17 protein-coding genes are annotated in these 18124 nt (G+C 65.4%); 9 read left to right on the forward strand and 8 right to left on the reverse strand.

The features are described 5' to 3' along the window. The first annotated feature begins 75 nt into the window (after nt 1–75). Both ABZO33_RS19940 and ABZO33_RS19945 read left to right on the forward strand, forming a co-directional pair. On the forward strand, nt 76–885 hold the full coding sequence (locus tag ABZO33_RS19940; RefSeq protein ID WP_414537405.1) for a substrate-binding periplasmic protein: 810 nt from the start codon (nt 76–78) through the stop codon (nt 883–885). 118 nt (nt 886–1003) lie between these two features. Beyond that, entirely contained in the window at nt 1004–1684 is a 681-nt protein-coding gene (locus ABZO33_RS19945; protein WP_414537406.1) for an alpha/beta hydrolase, read from the forward strand. On the opposite strand, the gene ABZO33_RS19950 is transcribed toward ABZO33_RS19945, so the two are convergent. After that, nucleotides 1685–1966, reverse strand: a complete 282-nt coding sequence (locus ABZO33_RS19950) for a hypothetical protein (protein ID WP_414537407.1) — start codon at nt 1964–1966, stop codon at nt 1685–1687. It abuts the gene before it with no gap. A gap of 320 nt (nt 1967–2286) precedes the next feature. Between ABZO33_RS19950 and ABZO33_RS19955 the strand changes: the two genes are divergently transcribed. Beyond that, on the forward strand, nt 2287–4374 hold the full coding sequence (locus ABZO33_RS19955; RefSeq protein WP_414537408.1) for a putative bifunctional diguanylate cyclase/phosphodiesterase: 2088 nt from the start codon (nt 2287–2289) through the stop codon (nt 4372–4374). Here ABZO33_RS19955 and ABZO33_RS19960 read toward each other — a convergent pair. Further along, complete coding sequence (locus ABZO33_RS19960) at nt 4371–4634, reverse strand: DUF1652 domain-containing protein (protein ID WP_414537409.1); 264 nt, start codon at nt 4632–4634, stop codon at nt 4371–4373. The genes ABZO33_RS19955 and ABZO33_RS19960 overlap by 4 nt on opposite strands. Nucleotides 4635–4926: 292 nt before the next feature. Here ABZO33_RS19960 and ABZO33_RS19965 point away from each other — a divergent pair, with 292 nt between their 5' ends. After that, a complete protein-coding gene (locus ABZO33_RS19965) occupies nt 4927–6156 on the forward strand; it encodes a pyridoxal phosphate-dependent aminotransferase (protein ID WP_414537410.1) in 1230 nt (409 codons plus the stop codon). On the opposite strand, the gene ABZO33_RS19970 is transcribed toward ABZO33_RS19965, so the two are convergent. Both ABZO33_RS19970 and ABZO33_RS19975 read right to left on the reverse strand, forming a co-directional pair. Then, nucleotides 6073–6729 carry a DUF1345 domain-containing protein gene (locus ABZO33_RS19970; RefSeq protein ID WP_414537411.1) on the reverse strand — a complete coding sequence of 219 codons (657 nt, stop codon included), beginning with the start codon at nt 6727–6729 and terminating at the stop codon, nt 6073–6075. The two genes, ABZO33_RS19965 and ABZO33_RS19970, sit on opposite strands and share 84 nt — an antisense overlap. A gap of 69 nt (nt 6730–6798) precedes the next feature. Beyond that, nucleotides 6799–7980 (reverse strand): NnrS family protein, encoded by a 1182-nt coding sequence (locus ABZO33_RS19975; protein WP_414537412.1) that lies wholly within the window; start codon nt 7978–7980, stop codon nt 6799–6801. Between the two features lie 217 nt (nt 7981–8197). On the opposite strand from ABZO33_RS19975, the gene xerC reads away from it, so the two are divergent. Further along, nucleotides 8198–9112, forward strand: coding sequence for a site-specific integrase (gene xerC, locus ABZO33_RS19980; protein WP_414537413.1), 915 nt, complete (start codon nt 8198–8200; stop codon nt 9110–9112). Nucleotides 9113–9135: 23 nt separating this feature from the next. On the opposite strand, the gene ABZO33_RS19985 is transcribed toward xerC, so the two are convergent. Both ABZO33_RS19985 and gspG read right to left on the reverse strand, forming a co-directional pair. Then, the gene (locus tag ABZO33_RS19985; protein ID WP_414537414.1) at nt 9136–10314 is read right to left on the reverse strand and encodes a type II secretion system F family protein; all 1179 of its coding nucleotides are present in this window, start codon (nt 10312–10314) and stop codon (nt 9136–9138) included. Nucleotides 10315–10326: 12 nt separating this feature from the next. After that, nucleotides 10327–10752, reverse strand: a complete 426-nt coding sequence (gene gspG, locus ABZO33_RS19990; protein WP_414537415.1) for a type II secretion system major pseudopilin GspG — start codon at nt 10750–10752, stop codon at nt 10327–10329. Nucleotides 10753–10938: 186 nt separating this feature from the next. Between gspG and ABZO33_RS19995 the strand changes: the two genes are divergently transcribed. From ABZO33_RS19995 to ABZO33_RS20010, 4 genes are all read left to right on the forward strand, one after another. Continuing rightward, nucleotides 10939–11538, forward strand: coding sequence for a lytic transglycosylase domain-containing protein (locus ABZO33_RS19995; RefSeq protein ID WP_414537417.1), 600 nt, complete (start codon nt 10939–10941; stop codon nt 11536–11538). 108 nt (nt 11539–11646) lie between these two features. Beyond that, entirely contained in the window at nt 11647–13092 is a 1446-nt protein-coding gene (locus tag ABZO33_RS20000) for a sensor histidine kinase (protein WP_414537418.1), read from the forward strand. Between the two features lie 293 nt (nt 13093–13385). Further along, on the forward strand, nt 13386–14879 hold the full coding sequence (locus tag ABZO33_RS20005) for a sensor histidine kinase (protein ID WP_414537419.1): 1494 nt from the start codon (nt 13386–13388) through the stop codon (nt 14877–14879). Continuing rightward, a complete protein-coding gene (locus ABZO33_RS20010; RefSeq protein ID WP_414537420.1) occupies nt 14848–16275 on the forward strand; it encodes a sigma-54-dependent transcriptional regulator in 1428 nt (475 codons plus the stop codon). Before ABZO33_RS20005 ends, ABZO33_RS20010 begins: the two co-directional genes overlap by 32 nt. A gap of 69 nt (nt 16276–16344) precedes the next feature. Here ABZO33_RS20010 and ABZO33_RS20015 read toward each other — a convergent pair whose 3' ends face one another. Continuing rightward, on the reverse strand, nt 16345–16644 hold the full coding sequence (locus tag ABZO33_RS20015) for a hypothetical protein (protein WP_414537421.1): 300 nt from the start codon (nt 16642–16644) through the stop codon (nt 16345–16347). Nucleotides 16645–16752: 108 nt separating this feature from the next. Continuing rightward, entirely contained in the window at nt 16753–18105 is a 1353-nt protein-coding gene (locus ABZO33_RS20020) for a GntP family permease (RefSeq protein WP_414537422.1), read from the reverse strand. Between the last annotated feature and the right edge of the window lie 19 nt (nt 18106–18124).

An 18124-nucleotide genomic window follows, 5' to 3' on the forward strand; every position in this document is an offset into this window, starting at 1 on the left:
GGCGTTCGGCCATTTCTCGTGCAAACTGTGTAAGGCCACGTTGTCGGTGGCGTAATCCATTGCACGAGGAACGCCATGAGCGGACGTTGTCTGGGCCTGTCTGTGTGGTTGTCGTGCCTACTGGCCGTGGTTCCACTGCGCGGCTTTGCCGCAGACAACTGCCAGCACCTCACCGCCACCGGCAACCCGGAGTACCCACCTTACCTCTGGCGCGACCCGCATAACCCCGAGCAACTGATCGGCGCCAATGCTGACCTGCTGAAGCAGGTGGCCAAGGATCTTGGCCTGGTGGTGGATGTGGTGTATGTCGGGCCGTGGTCCAGGGCGCAGGAGGAAGTGAGCAGCGGGCGCATCGACATGCTGGCCGGCTACTTTCGCACCCAGGCGCGCGAACTGCTGACCGACTTCATCAGCCCGCCATTCCTGTTCAATTCCAGCGTGGTCTGGGTACGCAAGGGTGAGGGCTTCGCCTACAGCGACTGGTCCGACCTGAAAGGGCGACGTGGCGGGACGCTGGTCAACAACAGCCATGGCCAGGCGTTCGACGACTACGCCCGGGCGCAGCTCGACCTCGAAGCGGTGCCCAGCGTTACACAGGCCTTCCAGAAGCTGCTGCTCAAGCGCAGCGACTACGTGATCTTCGAGCAGTACCCAGGCATGGCCCTGGCGCGCACGCTGGGCAAGGAGAACGAGCTGGAGATACTTGAGCCGCCGGTGTCCAGTGAAGGGCTGTACCTGGCGCTATCGCACAAGTCGGGTTGCAACCAGCCGGCGCTGCGCGAACAACTTGCGCGCAAGATGCGGGAGCTGGTGGCGGGGCCCTTGCCCGCGCAACTGGTGGCCGAAAACCTGGAGCGCTGGCAACGGCAACAGGCCGGCAAGTGAAGCGTTCGCGGCATTAGCCCGTGCCTCGTCCTGCCTCTTCGATCTAAGCCCGCACCTTCTTGGGCCTATGCTGTTGTGGCGAAACTCCATCCTGGTTTTCTGGCGAAGGTAATCATTCATGAGCAAGCCAACAGTCGTGCTGGTACACGGGTTCTGGGGCGGGGCCGCCCATTGGGCAAAGGTGATCGTCGAGCTGGCGCGCAAGGGCATTACCGACGTGCGCGCCGTGGAGCTGCCACTGACTTCCCTGGCTGACGATGCCGAGCGCACCCGCAAGATGGTGGCCCAGGTGCAAGGCGAGGTGCTACTGGTGGGACATTCCTATGGTGGAGCGGTGATCAGCGAGGCCGGCAACGCGCAGAACGTGGTGGGGCTGGTCTACATTGCGGCCTTCGCGCCCGACGCCGGCGAAAGCCCTGGTGGGCTGACGCAGCAGCATCCGCCCCTCGCGGCAGCGAACCTTGCGCCGGACAGCGATGGCTATCTGTGGATCAAGGCCGACAAGTTCCACGAAAGCTTTTGCCAGGATCTGTCGGCAGATGAGGCATGGGTCATGGCGGTGACGCAGAAGGCGCCGCTGGCGAGCACCTTTGGCGACACCATCGGCGACCCGGCCTGGAGGCACAAGCCCTCCTGGTACCAGATTTCCAGCCAAGACCATATGATCGCCCCGGCCAATCAGCAACTGATGTCGGCGCGCTTGCAGGCGCGCAAGGTCATCACCCTGGATGCCAGCCATGCGTCGCTTGCTTCGCGGGCAGGTGAGGTGGCCGCGCTGATTGAAGAAGCGTTGGGCTAATCAGCTCTTGCACTTGGCCACGACGACCTGGCAGGTCCGCGGCGTGCCCCCGGACCTGCCGGCGTAGCGCATGCAACTGTCCAGCGACTTCCTGCTCGCCATGGCCAGTGTCGAACCAAATGCCAGGCCGCCTTCACCGCTGCTGGGCAGGGCCTTGGCGTAGCAATTGGAGCCTTGGGCGGCGTAGCGGGTGCTGGCGTGCTTGTTCGAACAACCGGACGAGACGGAGAGGGCGATGGCGAGCAGGGCGAGCGGCACTGCATGCCGGGGCAGGGTGGCCATTGCGGGCTCCAGGAACAGCGTGATGGTGTGTTGAGCTTAGCCGGAGTCGCTTCGCTTGGCTTGGTGTTTCTCATGGTCAGGGATCTGCAGGACGTGCCTGATCGAAGGGTTTGCCCGCGATCAACGCCATGAGCAGAAGCAAACGACAAGTGGCATTATGCCTTCAGCTACTCGCGCAAACGCTCTAACCCCCTCACTGCGGGGCTTGCGAGCGGATTTTGGATCCATCGAGAAGCGCGAAAACCCCGTGCGTTTCAGCAAAGCTTGAGTACAATCATCGGCTTTTCCCGGGCCACCCCGGTTCGTTCCTGGAAGTGCGAATGCTGATCGGTAGCTACTCCTCCTCGCTGGTGTTGATCTCGCTGTGCGTGGCCATCCTTGCCTCTTACACGGCCCTGGACCTGACCGGGCGCATCGCCACGGCCAAGGGCCGGGCGGTGTACCTGTGGATGGGCGGCGGGGCATTGGCCATGGGCATCGGCATCTGGTCGATGCACTTCATCGGCATGCTGGCGTTCAGTCTGCCCATCGAGCTGGGTTACGACACCGCACTGACAGGCCTGTCGCTGCTGATCGCGGTGGCTTCGTCGGGTTTCGCCCTGTGGCTGGTGAGCCAGCCGAAGCTGCCGTGGCTGCAACTGGCCTTCGGGGCCTTGATCATGGGTACAGGCATCGCTTGCATGCACTATATGGGCATGGCCGCGCTGCGCATGCAACCGGGCATCGACTACGACCCGACGCTGTTCGGCGCCTCCCTGGCCATTGCGGTGGGGGCTTCGGCGGCGGCGCTATGGATAGCTTTCCGCCTGCGCCAGCACACGCCCTATGTACGGCAGATCCGCGGCGTGGCGGCGGTGGTGATGGGGATCGCCATCGTCGGCATGCACTACACCGGCATGGCGGCGGCCAACTTCCCGGCGGGCAGCTTCTGCGGTGCACTGGCCACGGGGCTCGCGGGCGATGGCCTGGATTACCTGGTGCTGATCACCACCCTGGCGGTGCTGGCGGTGGCCTTGCTGACTTCGGTGCTCGACGCTCGGCTCGAGGCACGCACGGCGGAACTGGCGCGCTCGCTGACCCTGGCCAACCAGGAACTGACCCAGTTGGCCCTGCATGACACCTTGACCGGGCTGCCCAACCGCACGCTGCTGGCCGACCGTATCGACCAGGCCGTCGGCCGTGTGGCGGAGCAGGGCGGCTGCTTCGCGCTGATGTTCATCGACCTTGACGGCTTCAAACCCGTCAACGACGCCTTCGGCCACCATGTCGGCGACCTGCTGCTCAAGGCAGTGGCGGCGCGTCTGCGTGGCCACCTGCACAGCCAGGACACCCTGGCGCGCATCGGCGGCGACGAATTTGTGCTGCTGGTAGAGCTGGACGAGCCGGACGACGCCATGAACGTCGCGGCCAAGCAGGTCAACCTGATGGCCAAGCCGTTTCGTGTGGCCGAGCACGACCTGCAGCTGTCGGCGAGCCTGGGCATCGTGCTGTATCCCGGCAATGGCCTGGACCAGCACGAACTGCTGCGCAACGCCGATGCCGCCATGTACCACGCCAAGAGCGCCGGCAAGAACGGCTACAGCTTCTTCGATGCGTCGATGAACAGCAACGCACGCCAGCAGCTGCAGCTGCTGCAGGACCTGCGCACGGCCCTGGAGCACGGCCAGTTCCGCCTGCACTACCAGCCCAAGTTCGACGCGGTGCAGCGCCTGCCCATCGGTGCCGAGGCCTTGCTGCGCTGGGAGCACCCGCAACATGGGCTGATGCTGCCGGACCGTTTCATCGGCCTTGCGGAAAAAACCGGGCTGATCATCCCGATCGGCGAGTGGGTGCTGGGTGAGGCCTGCCGGCAGATGCGCCAATGGCTGGACCAGGGCAATGAAGCGTGGCGGATTGCGGTCAACCTGTCGGCCATCCAGTTCTGTCACGTCGGGCTGGTCGACAGCGTGGCCCGCGCGCTGGACGAAAACGGCCTGCCACCCAATTGCCTGACCCTGGAAATCACCGAAACCACCGCCATGCGCGATGCCGACGCCAGCCTGCACGTGCTGCAGCGCCTGTCGAACATGGGCGTGGACCTGTCCATCGACGATTTCGGCACCGGCTACTCAAGCCTGATGTACCTCAAGCGCCTGCCGGCCAACGAGCTGAAGATCGACCGCGGCTTCGTGCGCGACCTGGAGCAGGACAGCGATGACGCGGCGATCGTCTCGGCCATCGTCGCCCTGGGCCAGGCACTGGGCTTGCGCATTGTCGCCGAAGGCGTGGAAACCGACCGCCAACAGGACTTCCTCACCCGCCTGGGTTGCGATTCGCTGCAGGGTTATCTGCTCGGCCAGCCGGTGCCGCCCGAGCAGTTCATGGCAGGGCTCCAGGCGCTCAAGGCACGCCAGGCCCAGTTGGGCTAGACAGCGCTGCGCAAAGGGCTGGCCATCAACTCGAAGGTTTCCATCTCGGCCTCCACGGCCTCGATGATCCGCTCGACATCGGCGGCGTGCATGATGGTTGCGCAGGGGATGCCGGCAATGGCCAGCAGGGTTTCGCCGGTAGCCCGGTCGAACAGCCGGGCGACCATGCTGCGTGGGGCATCCATGCTGGCCTCGAAGCCCAGCGGATGAAAATGCCAACGCATCACCTGGCAGGCGTTGGGGAACGTCATCTTGTTCATGCCAGCCTCCTTGTTCGTGAACGTGGTGATTGCAAAGCGGTAACAGCCTAGGCCGTCCTGGCCGTCAGGACTCTAACCTTAGCACCTGCCATGGCAGTATTCGCTGGAAAATATGGCAGATGTACTAATGCATGACAGCGGTCACAGTCCTGTCACGATGAACGGTGGGCGCGCAAGGGGCAGGCAAACGTTTTCCCCGTGGGCCTGCGCCTGGCTGCCAGCAGCGCTCTGCTATGTTTACCGTCAGCGCTTTTCGGACCAGCGGTGCCGGCCGGTAGACAGGGAGACAGTCATGCGGTATTCCACGCTCACCCAACGCATCGCCGGTCACGCAGCCGCGGCCTGGGATATTCACTACCAGGCCCTTGAGCAACGCCGCCAGGGGCGCGAGGTCTTCCTGCTGTCGGTGGGCGATCCAGACTTCGACACGCCAGCCCCGGTGGTAGACGCCGCTATTGCCAGCCTGCGCCGGGGCGAGACCCATTACAGCGATGTGCGCGGCAGCCACACCCTGCGCCAGGCCGTGGCGCGGCACAGCCAGTTGGCCCTCGACCCCGAGCGGGTGGTGGTCACCGCCGGGGCCCAGTGCGGGCTGTTCGCCACCTGCCAGTGCCTGTTCGAGGCCGATGACGAGGTGATCGTCGCCGAGCCCATGTATGTCACCTATCACACTGTGCTCGGTGCCTGTGGCGCGCGCGCCGTGCAGGTACCGGTGCGGCCGGAGCAGGGGTTCCGCCTGGACCCGGCGGCCGTGGCCCGGGCGATCACCCCGCGCACGCGCGGGCTTCTGCTCAACAGCCCGCACAATCCCACGGGTGCGGCCATCGACCTGGTAGACCTCAAGCATCTGGCGCGGTTGTGCGAGGAACACGACCTGTGGCTGATCTGCGACGATGTCTACCAGTCACTGTTGTACGACGGCGAGGCACCGAATCCGCTGGGTCTACCGGGCATGGCCGAACGCTGTGTGTCGATCGGCAGCCTGTCCAAGTCCCACGCCATGAGTGGCTGGCGCGTCGGCTGGGTGATCGGGCCGCCGTTGTTTGCCCGACACCTCGGCAACCTGGTGATGAGCATGCTGTTCGGCCTGCCGGAGTTCGTCATGCAGGCGGCCTGCGTGGCGCTGGATCAGGCGGAAGATGAGGTGCGGCGGATGCGTGAGGTGTACCGGGCGCGGCGCGACCGGGTGTGCAACTCGTTTGAGGATTGCCCCGGCATCCATGCGCATCAGCCAGCGGGGGGCATGTTCGTGATGCTCGATGTCCGGGGCACCGGGCTCAGCGCCCAGGCGTTCGCCCAGCGTCTGTTGAACGAAGAGGGCGTGGCGCTGTTGCCGGGTGATGGTTTTGGGCCCAGCGCAGCGGGGCATGTGCGGCTGGGGTTGGTGCTCGAGGCACAGGTGCTGGCACAGGTATGCCAGCGCATCCGCAACTGTGCCTTACGCGCCCTGGCCGAGCAGCCCGGCCGCGATATTGATGGTGAAGCCCAGGATCGCCGTATTGAACACGAAGCCTACCAGTGAGTGGGCCAGCACCACCCGGCGCATGGATCGCCCGCCGACGCCGATGTCGGAGGTCTGCACGGCGACATTGATGGTGAACGAGAAGTAGTGAAAGTCCCAGTAGTCCGGGTTGCGCTCGCCATCGGCAAAGCGCAGCGGGGGCTCATGGCGGTCACCGGTGTAGAACAGGCGGGCATAGTGCAGGCTGAAGATGCAGCCGATCAGCAGCCAGGAGCCGGCCACCGTCAGCCCGGTGTACAGGTAGTGCAAGGCCAGGGCACTGCCCTCCAGGCCCCGGCTGGAGACCAGTTGCAAGGTGACCGCCGCCAGGCTGGCGATGGCCGAGACGCACACGGTGATCAGCACCAGGCCGGCGTTTTCATCTTCGATGCGGGCGACCTTGCGCACCCGCTCGGCATTGGCCCGCAGGCTCAGCCACAGGACCATGGCCAGGTAAAGCCAGACGCCGATGTTCCAGCCGACGAGGATATGCTGCACGGTATCGCCGGCGGGGATCAGCCAGCCGCCGAGCAGGCCGGCCAGGGTGGCGATACTCAGGCGTGGGTGAGTGCGGGTGAGGTGGTGGAAGGCCATGCGGTCCCTTGGTGGTTGAGCGTGGCTTCAACTGTAGACCAGATGCGGCCCTGGCGCGGGGCAAGCCCGCTAGCCCGGCATGCCGTCCACCCGCGCACGCAGCAGGATCGGCAGGTAATGCCAGAGGAACAGCAGCAGCGCCGCGCTGCCGAACAGCACCGACAACCCCAGCCCCAGGGGCGTGAACGGCGTCACGGCGACCCGGGCCAGCGCCGCCAGCTGGATCAGCGCGAATGCCCAGCCAATGCTGCGCGGCACCGCCAGTGGCCGCCCGGTGTGCCCCAGGCTGACCCGTGCCATCATCGCCACGATCAGCCCGGTCATGGCGCCGACCGTCAGGGCGTGGGCCGCCAGGCTCGGGTTGATCGCCACCCCGGCATGCCACAGCGCCAGGCCCAGGCAGGCCGGGATCAGCCAGGCATAGGCCAGGTGCAGCGACCACAGCAGCGGTACATGCCACAGGCCACGGTCGTGCCACAGCACCAGGCGCATGCCATGCAGCACTGCCAGGGCGGCGAACAACGCGGCCATCAGGGGTTGCGGCGCATCGTTGAAGCCAAGTACGTAGGTCAGTGGCAGCGCCACGCTGCCCAGCAGGCAGGTGCGGTCCAGCCATGGGCGGGCGGGTGCCGGGCTCATGTTGCCCAAGCCGCGCTGGGTGAAGAATGGAATCACCCGGCCGCCGATCACGCTCATCATCGCCGCCACCAGCCAGAGCCCGGCCAGCACGCCACGTCGTTGCCACAGCTCGCTGCCCTGCAGCCAGCCGACCAGGGTCAGCCACTGGCAGGCGGCGATCAGCAGCACCAGGGCGACGATGGGGTAGTTGTTGCGCAACCGTCGCTGAATGATCGGCCGCGCCAGGGCCAGCGCCACCAGGGGCAGGAAGGCGCCCTCGATCAGCACCAGCAGCCAGGCCGGCAAGGGCAGGAACCAACCGAGCCGGCCCAGCAGCCAGAGCAGGAACAGCGCCTGCAGCGGTCGGCCACTGAGACCCGGGATGCCACTCCAGTTCTGCACCGCCGTGAGCAGGAAGCCTGCGACGATGGCCACAGCGAAGCCGAACAGCATTTCATGACGGTGCCAGGCGAGCATGCCGCCGGCCGGTTCGAGCGCGTATGCGCCGACGAGCACGCCGGCCCACAGCAGCAGGGCAACCAGGGCGAACAAGCTGCCGCCGAGGAAGAACGGACGAAAACCCAGGGCCCAGAGGGCTTGGCGGGGGCGGGCGGTGATCGGCTGGACGAGCATGGCGTGGACCTTGGTTCGATCGAAACGGTTGAATGGGGTACCATCACGAACCATGCCAGCGTTCAAAAACCTTGAATATCAAGGTGATGGCACTGCTTCATGTCATTATGACTCTTTCAGTAATTGGTCATTTTGACTTTGATCATGGTTTAAATGACTCGCTTTTGTGCCGCTTTGCTTCTATACGCCAGGGCGGCTTTGCTACAGGATCCCCGTTGTGACCGACCTCCTGCGCAATCCGCTGCTGCAGTACCTCGCCCGCCTGGCCCCGTCCAGCCAGCTGACCATGCGCTACATCCTGCAGGACGCCGCCGACCGCCTGGGGTTTGCCGACTGCGACATCGCCGAAGTGCCCTGGCACCGCCTGGAACCTGGCCATGTGATCGCCCTGGTCGCGGCGTTGCGTGCCGATGGTTATGCGCCCAACACATCGTCGTTGTACGTCAATGCTGTGCGTGGGGTAATGAACGAGGCCTGGCGTCAGGGTTTGATCGAGCACGAACAGTTGTTGATGATCCGCGAGGTCAAGCCAGCCGCCGGTAGCCGCCTGCCGCCGGGACGCAACCTGCGGCGCAGCCTGATCCGCGAGCTGATGGACGTGTGCGCCGCCGACCCGCGCCCTCAGGGGGTGCGTGACGCAGCCATCCTGGCGTTGCTCTATGGCACCGGGATGCGCAAATCGGAATCGGTCGATGTCAACCTTGACCAGGTGGATTTCCAGGAGCGCAGCGTGCAGGTGCTGGCCAAGGGCAATCGGCAGCTGGTCAAGTATGCCCCGGCCTGGGCCTTCGACAAGCTGCAGGCCTGGCTCGACTTGCGTCGCCAGCAGCTGCCGGCCGGCGAGCGCGACGACAGCTTCCTGTTCAACCGCATCCGCCGTGGCAGCCACATCACCCGCGCGCGGATCACCAAGCACGCGATCTACTACATCGCCCGCCAGCGCGGGGCGCAGGTGGGGGCGAAGATCATGCCGCATGATTTTCGCCGGGCATTTATCACCCGGGTGATCGAGGAGCACGACCTGTCGATCGCGCAGAAGCTGGCACACCACGCCAATATCCAGACCACGGCCGGGTATGACCGACGGGACGACAACGAGCGGCGCAGGGCAGTGGAGCGGTTCGACTACTGAACCGCTGCATTTGCCTGCGAGCATCAATGAATGCTCGATGCCAGCTCGAAAATCGGCATGTACATCAGGATCACGATCAGCCCGATCAGCAGGCCGATAAAGGTCATCAACAACGGCTCGAACAATTTCACGAACCACTCTACCCAGCGCCCGATCTCCTGGTCGTGGAAGTCGGCGCAACGCTCGAGCATCTCACCCAGGTTGCCCGATTGCTCGCCGGCACGCAGCAGGCGCAGCGACACGGGGGTCACCAGTTGGCCGGCCTGCAGCGCATCGGACAACGGCAGGCCCTCGGCGACCCGTTGGCTGGCCTGCTCCAGGCCCTGGGCCGCAGTGCTGCCCAGCAGGCCGCGGGCCATGCCCAGCGCGGTGAGGATGGGGATGCCCCCTTGCAGCAAAATCCCCAGCGAACGGTAGAAGCGCGCCAGTTCATACATCATCAGGCGCTGGTGCAGTGCGGGCAGTCGGCGCAGCAGGCGGCCGGCGCCACGGCGCACGGCCGGGTGGCGGCGCAGGGCGACCAGGGCGCCGACGCCGACAAGCGTGCCCAGCCCCAGGGGCAGCTGCTGGGCATGCAGGAACAGACCGATCTGCATCAGCACCCGCGACAGCCATGGCAGTTCGGTGCCCATGCCCTCGAACACCAGGCTGAAGCGTGGCACCACGTACCCCAGCAGGAACAGCACCACGCCGCCGCCCACCAGCAACAGCAGCAACGGGTAGACCGAGGCGCCGACCAGCTTCTGGCGGACCAGATCCAGCCGCTGGCGATAGCTGATGTAGCGGGTGAGGGCGTCGCCCAGCGCGCCGGTGCGTTCGCTGGACTGCACCAGGGCCACGTACAGGGTGGGGAACACCCGGGGCTGCAATGCCAGGGCCTGGGACAGCGAGCGCCCCTCGTAGAGTTGGCGTACCAGTTGCTCCAGGGTCTTGCGCGTGGCGCCGCCAGGGGCTTTCTCGGCCAGGCTCTCGAGGGCGTCGATCAGCGGCAGGCCGGCACCGAGCAAGGTGGTCAGTTCCTGGCTGAACAGCATCAGGTCGAACACTGCTGTGCGCCGCCGCAGGGCCAGGCCCTGGCTGCGTACGCTGAGCACGCGCAGGCCTTGGTCCTCGGCTTGGCGCCGGGCCTGGTCGCTGTCCTCGGCCTCCACCTGCAGTTGCACCACGCCCTGGGTTCCCAGGGCCTTGAGTTGATAGCGCATGGCCGGTTTCCTTCACTGCCAACTGGTGATTTCGGCGTTTTCGCCGTCACCGCCGGGTTGACCGTCCTTGCCCATCGACAGCAGGTCGTACTCGCCGCCGTTCTCGCCGGGCTGCTTGTAGATGTAGGGGCGGCCCCAAGGGTCCTGTGGCACAGCCTTCTGCAGGTAGGGGCCCGACCAGCGCGCTTCGCCACCTGGCGCGATCACCAGGGCCTGCAGGCCCTGCTCGCTGCTGGGGTAGTGGCCGACCTCCAGGCGGTAGAGGTCCAGGGCCTTGCCCAGCCCCTCGATCTGCGCCCGCGCCACCTTGGCCTCGGAGCGGCCCAGCTGGCTGAAGTACTTGGGCGCGACGATGCCGGCCAACAGGCCTAGCACCACCAGCACCACCAACAGTTCGAGCAGGGTGAAGCCGCTTTGGGTACGGATGCTGCGTTGCATGGTGAAACCCTCCGGTGCATTTACCCCTGCCATGCAACAGCCGTGCACGTCTGCGCCGGGCCCTTGCGCCATGGGCCGCGGCAGGCGGCACGCGGCTTGCGTCGTAGTAGCAAAGCCCGGGTTAACGGGGCATCTCCCCCACATCGGGGGCCACGCTTGAGTGAGTTGCGGCGGGAGGCGAACGACATGCGAGGACTGATCCTGGGACTGGTGGCCGGGCTGATGGCGTTCGGCGCCCAGGCCGACATCTATGTCTCGAGCGATGGCAAGGGCGGCTTCGTGCTGTCCAACGTGCACCGGCCAGGCCGGCATTACGACCGGGTCATCAGCGAACGCCCGACAGCGGGCGGGCCGGTCAATGCGCAACTGATCACCGGCCGACCCTACGCCGACCTGGTAGCGGCCGCCGCGATGGCCCACGGTGTGCCCCAGGCGTTGCTGCACGCACTGATCAAGGCCGAGTCCGGCTACAACCCCAAGGCCCGCTCGGCCAAGGGCGCGGCGGGGCTGATGCAACTGATGCCGGACACGGCGAAGGAAATGGGGGTCAAGGATGTACTCGATCCGCAGGCCAACGTGCAGGGTGGGGCGCGCTACCTCAAGCGCATGCTCACGCTGTTCGACAACGACATCACGTTGGCCGTGGCGGCCTACAACGCGGGGCCTGAGGCGGTTCTCAGCCGTGGACGGGTGGTGCCGCCGTTCGCCGAGACCCAGCGCTACGTGCCGAATGTGTTGCGTGACTATCGCCTGCTGCGCGGGCTGGCTGGGGATGCGCCGCTGTGAGGGGGCAAGGTGTTTGCCGCAAGTGTTGCAGCGCCACCCACCTGATGACCCATGCTTCCCCCAACTTTGGGCTATAACCTCTAGAGGTGCCCAGCCGCGGAGCCCGCCATGGACCTCGCCCCCCGTCACGACACACTGCTGCCGACCGAAGCTGCCCCGGTGCGCAAGCCGTTCAACCTGCTGCGCTGGTACGCCTGGGTCAGCCTGGCGATCATCCTCTCGGTAGGGGTGGGCCTGGGCCTGATCTCCAGCCGCTTCATCATCGACGAGAGCGTCGAGCGCGATGCCTTGCTCACCGCGCAGTTCATCACCTCCATCGCCGACGCCGAAGTGCGCCATGTCTCGATTCCCAATGTGCGCACCATGGGCGAGCTGCTCGACCCGCGCACCGACCATGCCTTGCCCGATGTCGACCCCGAGGCCCGGCGCCGGGCCCGCGGCGAGTTCCTCGACCACATCGCCCACCTGCCGGACATGCTCCTGGCCAATATCTACGCCCCCGACCGCACGGTGATCTGGTCGAGCAACCCGGCGCTGATCGGCAAGCTGATCGAATCGGACGACGATCTCGACCGGGCCTTCGAGTACAAGATGCGCGTGTCGGCCAGTTACCACAACTTCGAGCAGGCGCGCAGCGAGCAGAAGTTCGTCACCCCGCCCGAGCAGCTGTTCATCGAGAACTACATTCCCTTGTTCGACGCAGACGGCGAAAGCGTCTCGGCCATGGTCGAGATCTACAAGGAACCCCATGACCTGATCGTGCGTATCGAGCACGGTCTGCTGCTGATCTGGCTGGCCATCGCCGTGGGTGCGGGCCTTGTGTATGTCGGTCTGTACGGCATCATGCGCCGCGCCGCCCGGCTGATGGCGGTGCAGCAGAAGCGGCTGATCGGCAACGAAACCTTCGTGGCCCTGGGCGAGGTGTCGTCGGCGGTGGCTCACAGCCTGCGCAACCCGCTGGCCAGCATCCGCTCCAGCGCAGAGTTGGCCCAGGCCTTCGACGAGGGCCCGGCACAGAAGAACATCAGCGACATCATCAGCCAGGTCGACCGCATGTCGCAGTGGGTGCGCGAGCTGCTGCAATCGCTGCGCCCGCTTGGCGACGAAGCCGTGGCGGTGGATGTGGCCCAGAGCCTGCGCGACAGCTTGCAGGCGTTTGCCCAGGCGCTGGAGCGCGGCGGCGTCCGCCTGCTGCTGCCTGAGCTGCCGAGCGTGCAGGTGCTGGGCCAGCCGGCGCTGCTCGGGCAGATCTTCAGCAGTCTGATCGCCAACGCCCTGGAGTCGATGGAGGCTGGTGGCGAGCTGCGCATCGAAGTGGTGCGCAGTGATCGGCGCAATCTGAGCCTGCGGCTCTCGGATACAGGCAAGGGCATGAACGAGCAGCAGCAGCGCATGGCCTTCCGGCCATTCTTCACGACCAAGCAAGGCGGTGTAGGCGTGGGGCTGATGCTGGTGAAAAGGATCATGGAGCGCTTCGGCGGTTCGGTGCGGTTGAGCAGTCGTGAGGGAGCAGGGACCCGGGTGCTGCTGAATTTTCGGGTGGCAGTAACTTAATCTTTCGCTATAAATATCGGGTCTAAATCACTGATTAATAACGGAATTGTTCTTTTTGGGTAGTCATTACCCAAAAGTGGGGATTTTTGCGATAAGTAAGATTAACAAGCAGCTGTAATCTTTTGATTTATAAAGAAAAAATTTATATTTAAATTGCTGGCTGACTTTTTGCTTGGCCTCTCGCAAGCCTGCGCTGACACCTTCAGCACAGGTTCGATGGAATCACTTTGCTACCACCGGTAGCAGAGCAGCATGCCGGTGAATCTCATCGGCCTCCAGGTGGGAACGACGCGATGCAGACGCTCGAAAACGGTGCCCCCGACAAGGCCGCGCCTCCCGCCAGCGGGTTGGCCACGCCGCTGCACGAGTTCAACCTGCTGCGCTGGTTCTCACTGGTCAGCCTGCTGATCATCGCCTCAGTGGCCGGTGGATTGGGCTACGTGTCGACGCGTTTCGTAGTGCAGGACAGCGTCGAGCGCGACGCCATGCTCACCGCCCAGTTCATCCAGGCCATGGCCCAGGCTGAGGTACGCCACTCGCAGCTGCCGCCGGGCATCACCATGGGCGAGTTGCTCGATCCGCGCCTCGACCAGCAGCACCTGCAGTTCACCCCTCAGCTGGCCGAGTCGACCCGGGTGGAGTTCCTCGACCACGTCGAGCACCTGCCCGACACCTTGCTGGCCAATGTCTATGCCCGCGACCGCACGGTGGTGTGGTCGACCAACCCGCACCTGATCGGCAAACGCATCGATGAAGATGACGATCTGGAGCACGCCTTCCGCTCGCGCAAGTCGGTGTCGGCCAGCTATCACAAGGCCGACGAGGACCGCGAAGAACAGAAGTTCCAGCGCGAGCCCCGGCACCTGTTCATCGAGAACTACATCCCGCTGTTCGACAGCCAGGGCGAGCAGGTGCTGGCGATGGTCGAGATCTACAAGGAGCCGCATGACCTGGTGCGGCGCATCCATCGCGGTTATGTGCTGATCTGGGCCTCCACCCTGGTCGGCGGGGCGCTGATCTACTTCGGCCTGTTCTGGATCGTGCGCCGCGCCGCCAGCCTGCTGCATCACCAGCAAGACCGCCTGGTTGCCAGCGAGACCTATGTGGCCCTGGGCGAGATGTCCTCGGCGGTGGCCCACAGCCTGCGCAACCCGCTGGCCAATATCCGCTCCAGCGCGGAGCTGGCCCAGGACATCGCCAGCCCGGCGGCGCAGAAGAACATCGGTGACATCATCACCCAGGTTGACCGCATGTCGCGCTGGGTCCGCGACCTGCTGGTGTCGCTGCGCCCGACCAGCGACGAAGCCGAGTCGGTCGACCTGGTGGCGGCCGTCGAGGATGCGCGGCAGGCCTTCGCCCCGCAGATCGAGCGCAACAACGTGCGTTTCGCCTTCGACGGGCCTGCGACGCAATGGGTGGCCAGCCAGCCGTTGCAACTGACGCAGATCCTCAACAGCCTGTTCGCCAACGCCCTGGAGGCCATGCCCCAGGGCGGCGAGTTGCGTGCCGAGGTGCGCCAGCTGGAGGGGCAGCAGGCGCAACTGCAGCTCAGCGATACCGGCAAGGGCATGAACGAGCAGCAGCGGCGCATGGTGTTCAAGCCGTTCTTCACCACCAAGCAAGGCGGCCTGGGTGTTGGCCTGGCCCTGGTCAAACGGATCATGGAACGCTTTGGCGGCAGGGTCGAACTGACCAGCCGCGAAGAGGAAGGAACCCGCGTCAGCCTGACTTTCAATATTGCAGCGGGAGGGGACCATGGAGCACAGCATCCTGGTGGTCGAGGATGATGAAATCCTTGCCGACAACATTCGTACCTACCTGAACCTCAAAGGGTTCGAGGTCACGGTGTGCCATAGCGCGGAACTGGCGCTGGAGCAGATCAAGCGCGCCCGGCCCGACGCCGTGCTGACCGACAATTCGCTGCCCGGCATGAGCGGCCACGACCTGCTGCGCACGCTGGTGGCGCAGGCGCCGGAGCTCAAGGTGATCATGATGACCGGCTACGGCAACGTCGAGGATGCCGTGCTGGCCATGAAGGAGGGCGCGTTCCACTACCTCACCAAACCGGTGGTGCTGGCCGAGCTCAAGCTGATGCTGGACAAGGCCCTGGCCGCCGAGCGCATGGAGCGCACGCTGTCGTTCTACCAGGAGCGCGAGGCGCAGAAGTCTGGCTTGCAGGCATTGATCGGCGAGTCGCCGGCCATGCTCGAACTCAAGCACACCTTGCAGCAGCTGCTCGACGCCGAGCGGCGCATGGCTAGCGGCGATCTGCCGCCAGTGCTGGTCGAAGGCGAGACCGGTACCGGTAAGGAGCTGGTGGCGCGCGCCCTGCATTTTGACGGCAGCCGGGCCAAGGGGCCGTTCATCGAGTTCAACTGTGCCTCGATTCCCGCCAACCTGCTGGAGGCCGAGCTGTTCGGCCACGAAAAAGGCGCCTTCACCGATGCCAAGGAGCGCCGCGTGGGCCTGGTCGAGGCGGCCGACGGCGGTACCCTGTTCCTCGACGAGATCGGCGAGATGGACCTGGTGCTGCAGGCCAAGCTGCTCAAGCTGCTGGAGGACCGCACCATCCGCCGCATCGGTGCGGTCAAGGAGCGCAAGGTCGACCTGCGGGTGATCAGCGCCACCAACTGCAACCTGGAGCAGATGGTCCAGCAGGGCAAGTTCCGCCGTGACCTGTTCTTCCGACTGCGCATCATCGCTCTCAAGGTGCCGCGGCTGTTTGCCCGTGGCCAGGACATCCTGCGCCTGGCCCGGCATTTCCTGGCCCACCACGGGCGGCGCTACGGCAAGCCCAACCTGCGCTTCTCGGCCGAGGCCGAGGCGCTGATGCTGGGTTACGGCTGGCCGGGCAACGTGCGCGAACTGCGCAACATGCTCGAGCAGACGGTGTTGCTGGCGCCCAGCGAGGTGATCGGTGCCCACCAGCTGAACCTGTGCCTGACCTTGATCGACGAACCGCTGGCGCAGCCGGCGCAGGTGCTGGCATTCGAGGCGCCACGCCACGAGCCACCGGCAGCGGCCAGCCTGCCGGACATGGAACGCGACATGGTCTGCCGCACCCTCGACCGCACCGATTGGAATGTCACCAAGTCGGCACGGTTATTGGGGCTGTCGCGGGATATGCTGCGCTACAAGATCGAGAAACTCGGGCTGACACGGCCGGACAAGCGGCAGTGGTGAGTGGGCTTGACTGGCTAGCAGGCAGCAGGATTGTCCTGCTGTGCTAAGTGAAACCCGCTTTCACAAAGCTCAGGGCTTGCCGCCGTTGCCTGAGCCTGCGCCTTCACGCCCCATCCCCTCCGAGCCGCTGCCCCCCATCCCCGGCAGATCGCGGTTGTCATTCTGTTCGGCCGGCGGGCTGTCCGGGTCATTGCCCTTGATCCGCGGGTCGGTATCCCGGGGCATGGGCTTTTCGATCGGGTTGAGGGTGCTGTCCACGCCGGGCTTGGGCGCCGGGTTGTGCGGGTCGTCAGGATAGGTGGTGCCGGTGCCGGCGGCGAAGGCCAGGGGCGAGGCGAGCAGGGCGGCAAGCAGGAAGGAACGTTTCATGCGGGCAAGCTCCTTGGTGATGACAAGAAGTCGGCCCTGCCTGCGCAGGGCCTCGTTCTCATATGGGCCATGACCCCATCAGCAAGGTGCCATTACGGCGACCAGCGGTCACACCACCATCGACAGCAGCATGATGAAGATGATGCCGACCACCGAGAGGATGGTCTCCATCATGCTCCAGGTCTTGAAGGTCTCGGCCACGGTCATGTTGAAGTACTGCTTGACCAGCCAGAAACCGGCGTCGTTGACGTGGGACAGGATCAGCGAGCCGGCGCCGGTGGCCAGCACCAGCAGCTCGCGGTTGACCCCCGGCACCAGGTCGATCACCGGGGCGACGATGCCGGCACCGGTGATGGTGGCCACCGTGGCGGAGCCGGTGGCGATGCGGATCACCGCCGCCACCAGCCAGGCCAGCATGATCGGCGAGATCTCCGCCTGCACCGCCATCTGCCCGATCACGTTGCCCACGCCGGTGTCCACCAGCATCTGCTTGAAGCCGCCGCCGGCGCCGACGATCAGCACGATGGCGGCGGTGGGGGCCAGGCTCTGGTCGAGCATCTTCATGATCTGCTGGCGGTTGAAGCCACGGGCCGAACCGAAGGTGTAGAAGGCCAGCAGCAGGGCGGCGAGCAGGGCGGTGATCGGGTGACCGATCAGGTCCATCCACTGGCGCACGATGTGCTCGGCCGGCAGTACCACGTCGGCGAAGGTCTTGAGCAGCATCAGCACCACCGGCAGCAGCACGGTGATCAGGGTCACGCTGAAGCTGGGCAGGTTCTGCTGGTTCGACTCGCGGGCGATCTGGTCCATCAGCTCCTGGGACGGGTTGCCCGGGATGTAGCGCGAGATGAAATTGCCGAACAGGGGGCCGGCAATCACTGCCGTGGGCAGCGCCACCAGCAGGCCATAGAAGATGGTCTTGCCGATGTCGGCGTGGAAAATGCCGATCGCCAGCAGCGGCCCCGGGTGCGGCGGCACCAGGCCGTGCACCACCGACAGGCCGGCCAGCAGCGGGATGCCGATCTTCACCAGCGATACGCCGGAGCGGCGGGCGACGATGAACACCAGCGGGATCAGCAGCACGAAGCCGATCTCGAAGAACAGCGGGATGCCCACCAGGAAAGCGGCGAACATCATTGCCCAGTGCACCTTCTGCTTGCCGAAGGCGCGGATCAGGGTCTGGGCGATCTGGTCGGCGCCGCCGGAGTCGGCCATCAGCTTGCCGAGCATGGTGCCCAGCGCCAGGACGATGCCGACGAAGCCGAGCACGCCGCCGAAGCCGTCCTGGAACGACTTCATCACCTTGGCCACCGGCATGCCGGAGGTCAGGCCGAGAAAGCCCGCGGCCAGGGTCAGGGCGACGAAGGGATGGACTTTGAAATGGGTGATCAGCAGGATGAGCCCGACGATGGTGACCAGTGCGTCGAGCAACAGGAAGGTATCGGTAGCCAGTCCGAACATGGTTCGTGAACCTCGGTCT

Source organism: Pseudomonas sp. CAM1A (genome assembly GCF_047501685.1).
Classification (GTDB): Bacteria; Pseudomonadota; Gammaproteobacteria; order Pseudomonadales; family Pseudomonadaceae; genus Aquipseudomonas.

Excerpts from the sequence above, each read along its gene's own strand:
- ABZO33_RS20000 (WP_414537418.1), top strand. The coding sequence starts at position 11,647 with ATGGACCTCGCCCCCCGTCACGACACACTGCTGCCGACCGAAGCTGCC.
- ABZO33_RS20005 (WP_414537419.1), top strand. The coding sequence starts at position 13,386 with ATGCAGACGCTCGAAAACGGTGCCCCCGACAAGGCCGCGCCTCCCGCC.
- ABZO33_RS19950 (WP_414537407.1), bottom strand. The coding sequence starts at position 1,966 with ATGGCCACCCTGCCCCGGCATGCAGTGCCGCTCGCCCTGCTCGCCATC.
- ABZO33_RS19960 (WP_414537409.1), bottom strand. The coding sequence starts at position 4,634 with ATGAACAAGATGACGTTCCCCAACGCCTGCCAGGTGATGCGTTGGCAT.
- ABZO33_RS19965 (WP_414537410.1), top strand. The coding sequence starts at position 4,927 with ATGCGGTATTCCACGCTCACCCAACGCATCGCCGGTCACGCAGCCGCG.
- ABZO33_RS19945 (WP_414537406.1), top strand. The coding sequence starts at position 1,004 with ATGAGCAAGCCAACAGTCGTGCTGGTACACGGGTTCTGGGGCGGGGCC.
- ABZO33_RS19975 (WP_414537412.1), bottom strand. The coding sequence starts at position 7,980 with ATGCTCGTCCAGCCGATCACCGCCCGCCCCCGCCAAGCCCTCTGGGCC.
- ABZO33_RS19985 (WP_414537414.1), bottom strand. The coding sequence starts at position 10,314 with ATGCGCTATCAACTCAAGGCCCTGGGAACCCAGGGCGTGGTGCAACTG.
- ABZO33_RS19940 (WP_414537405.1), top strand. The coding sequence starts at position 76 with ATGAGCGGACGTTGTCTGGGCCTGTCTGTGTGGTTGTCGTGCCTACTG.
- ABZO33_RS20020 (WP_414537422.1), bottom strand. The coding sequence starts at position 18,105 with ATGTTCGGACTGGCTACCGATACCTTCCTGTTGCTCGACGCACTGGTC.
- ABZO33_RS19995 (WP_414537417.1), top strand. The coding sequence starts at position 10,939 with ATGCGAGGACTGATCCTGGGACTGGTGGCCGGGCTGATGGCGTTCGGC.
- gspG (WP_414537415.1), bottom strand. The coding sequence starts at position 10,752 with ATGCAACGCAGCATCCGTACCCAAAGCGGCTTCACCCTGCTCGAACTG.
- ABZO33_RS20010 (WP_414537420.1), top strand. The coding sequence starts at position 14,848 with ATGGAGCACAGCATCCTGGTGGTCGAGGATGATGAAATCCTTGCCGAC.
- ABZO33_RS20015 (WP_414537421.1), bottom strand. The coding sequence starts at position 16,644 with ATGAAACGTTCCTTCCTGCTTGCCGCCCTGCTCGCCTCGCCCCTGGCC.
- ABZO33_RS19970 (WP_414537411.1), bottom strand. The coding sequence starts at position 6,729 with ATGGCCTTCCACCACCTCACCCGCACTCACCCACGCCTGAGTATCGCC.
- ABZO33_RS19955 (WP_414537408.1), top strand. The coding sequence starts at position 2,287 with ATGCTGATCGGTAGCTACTCCTCCTCGCTGGTGTTGATCTCGCTGTGC.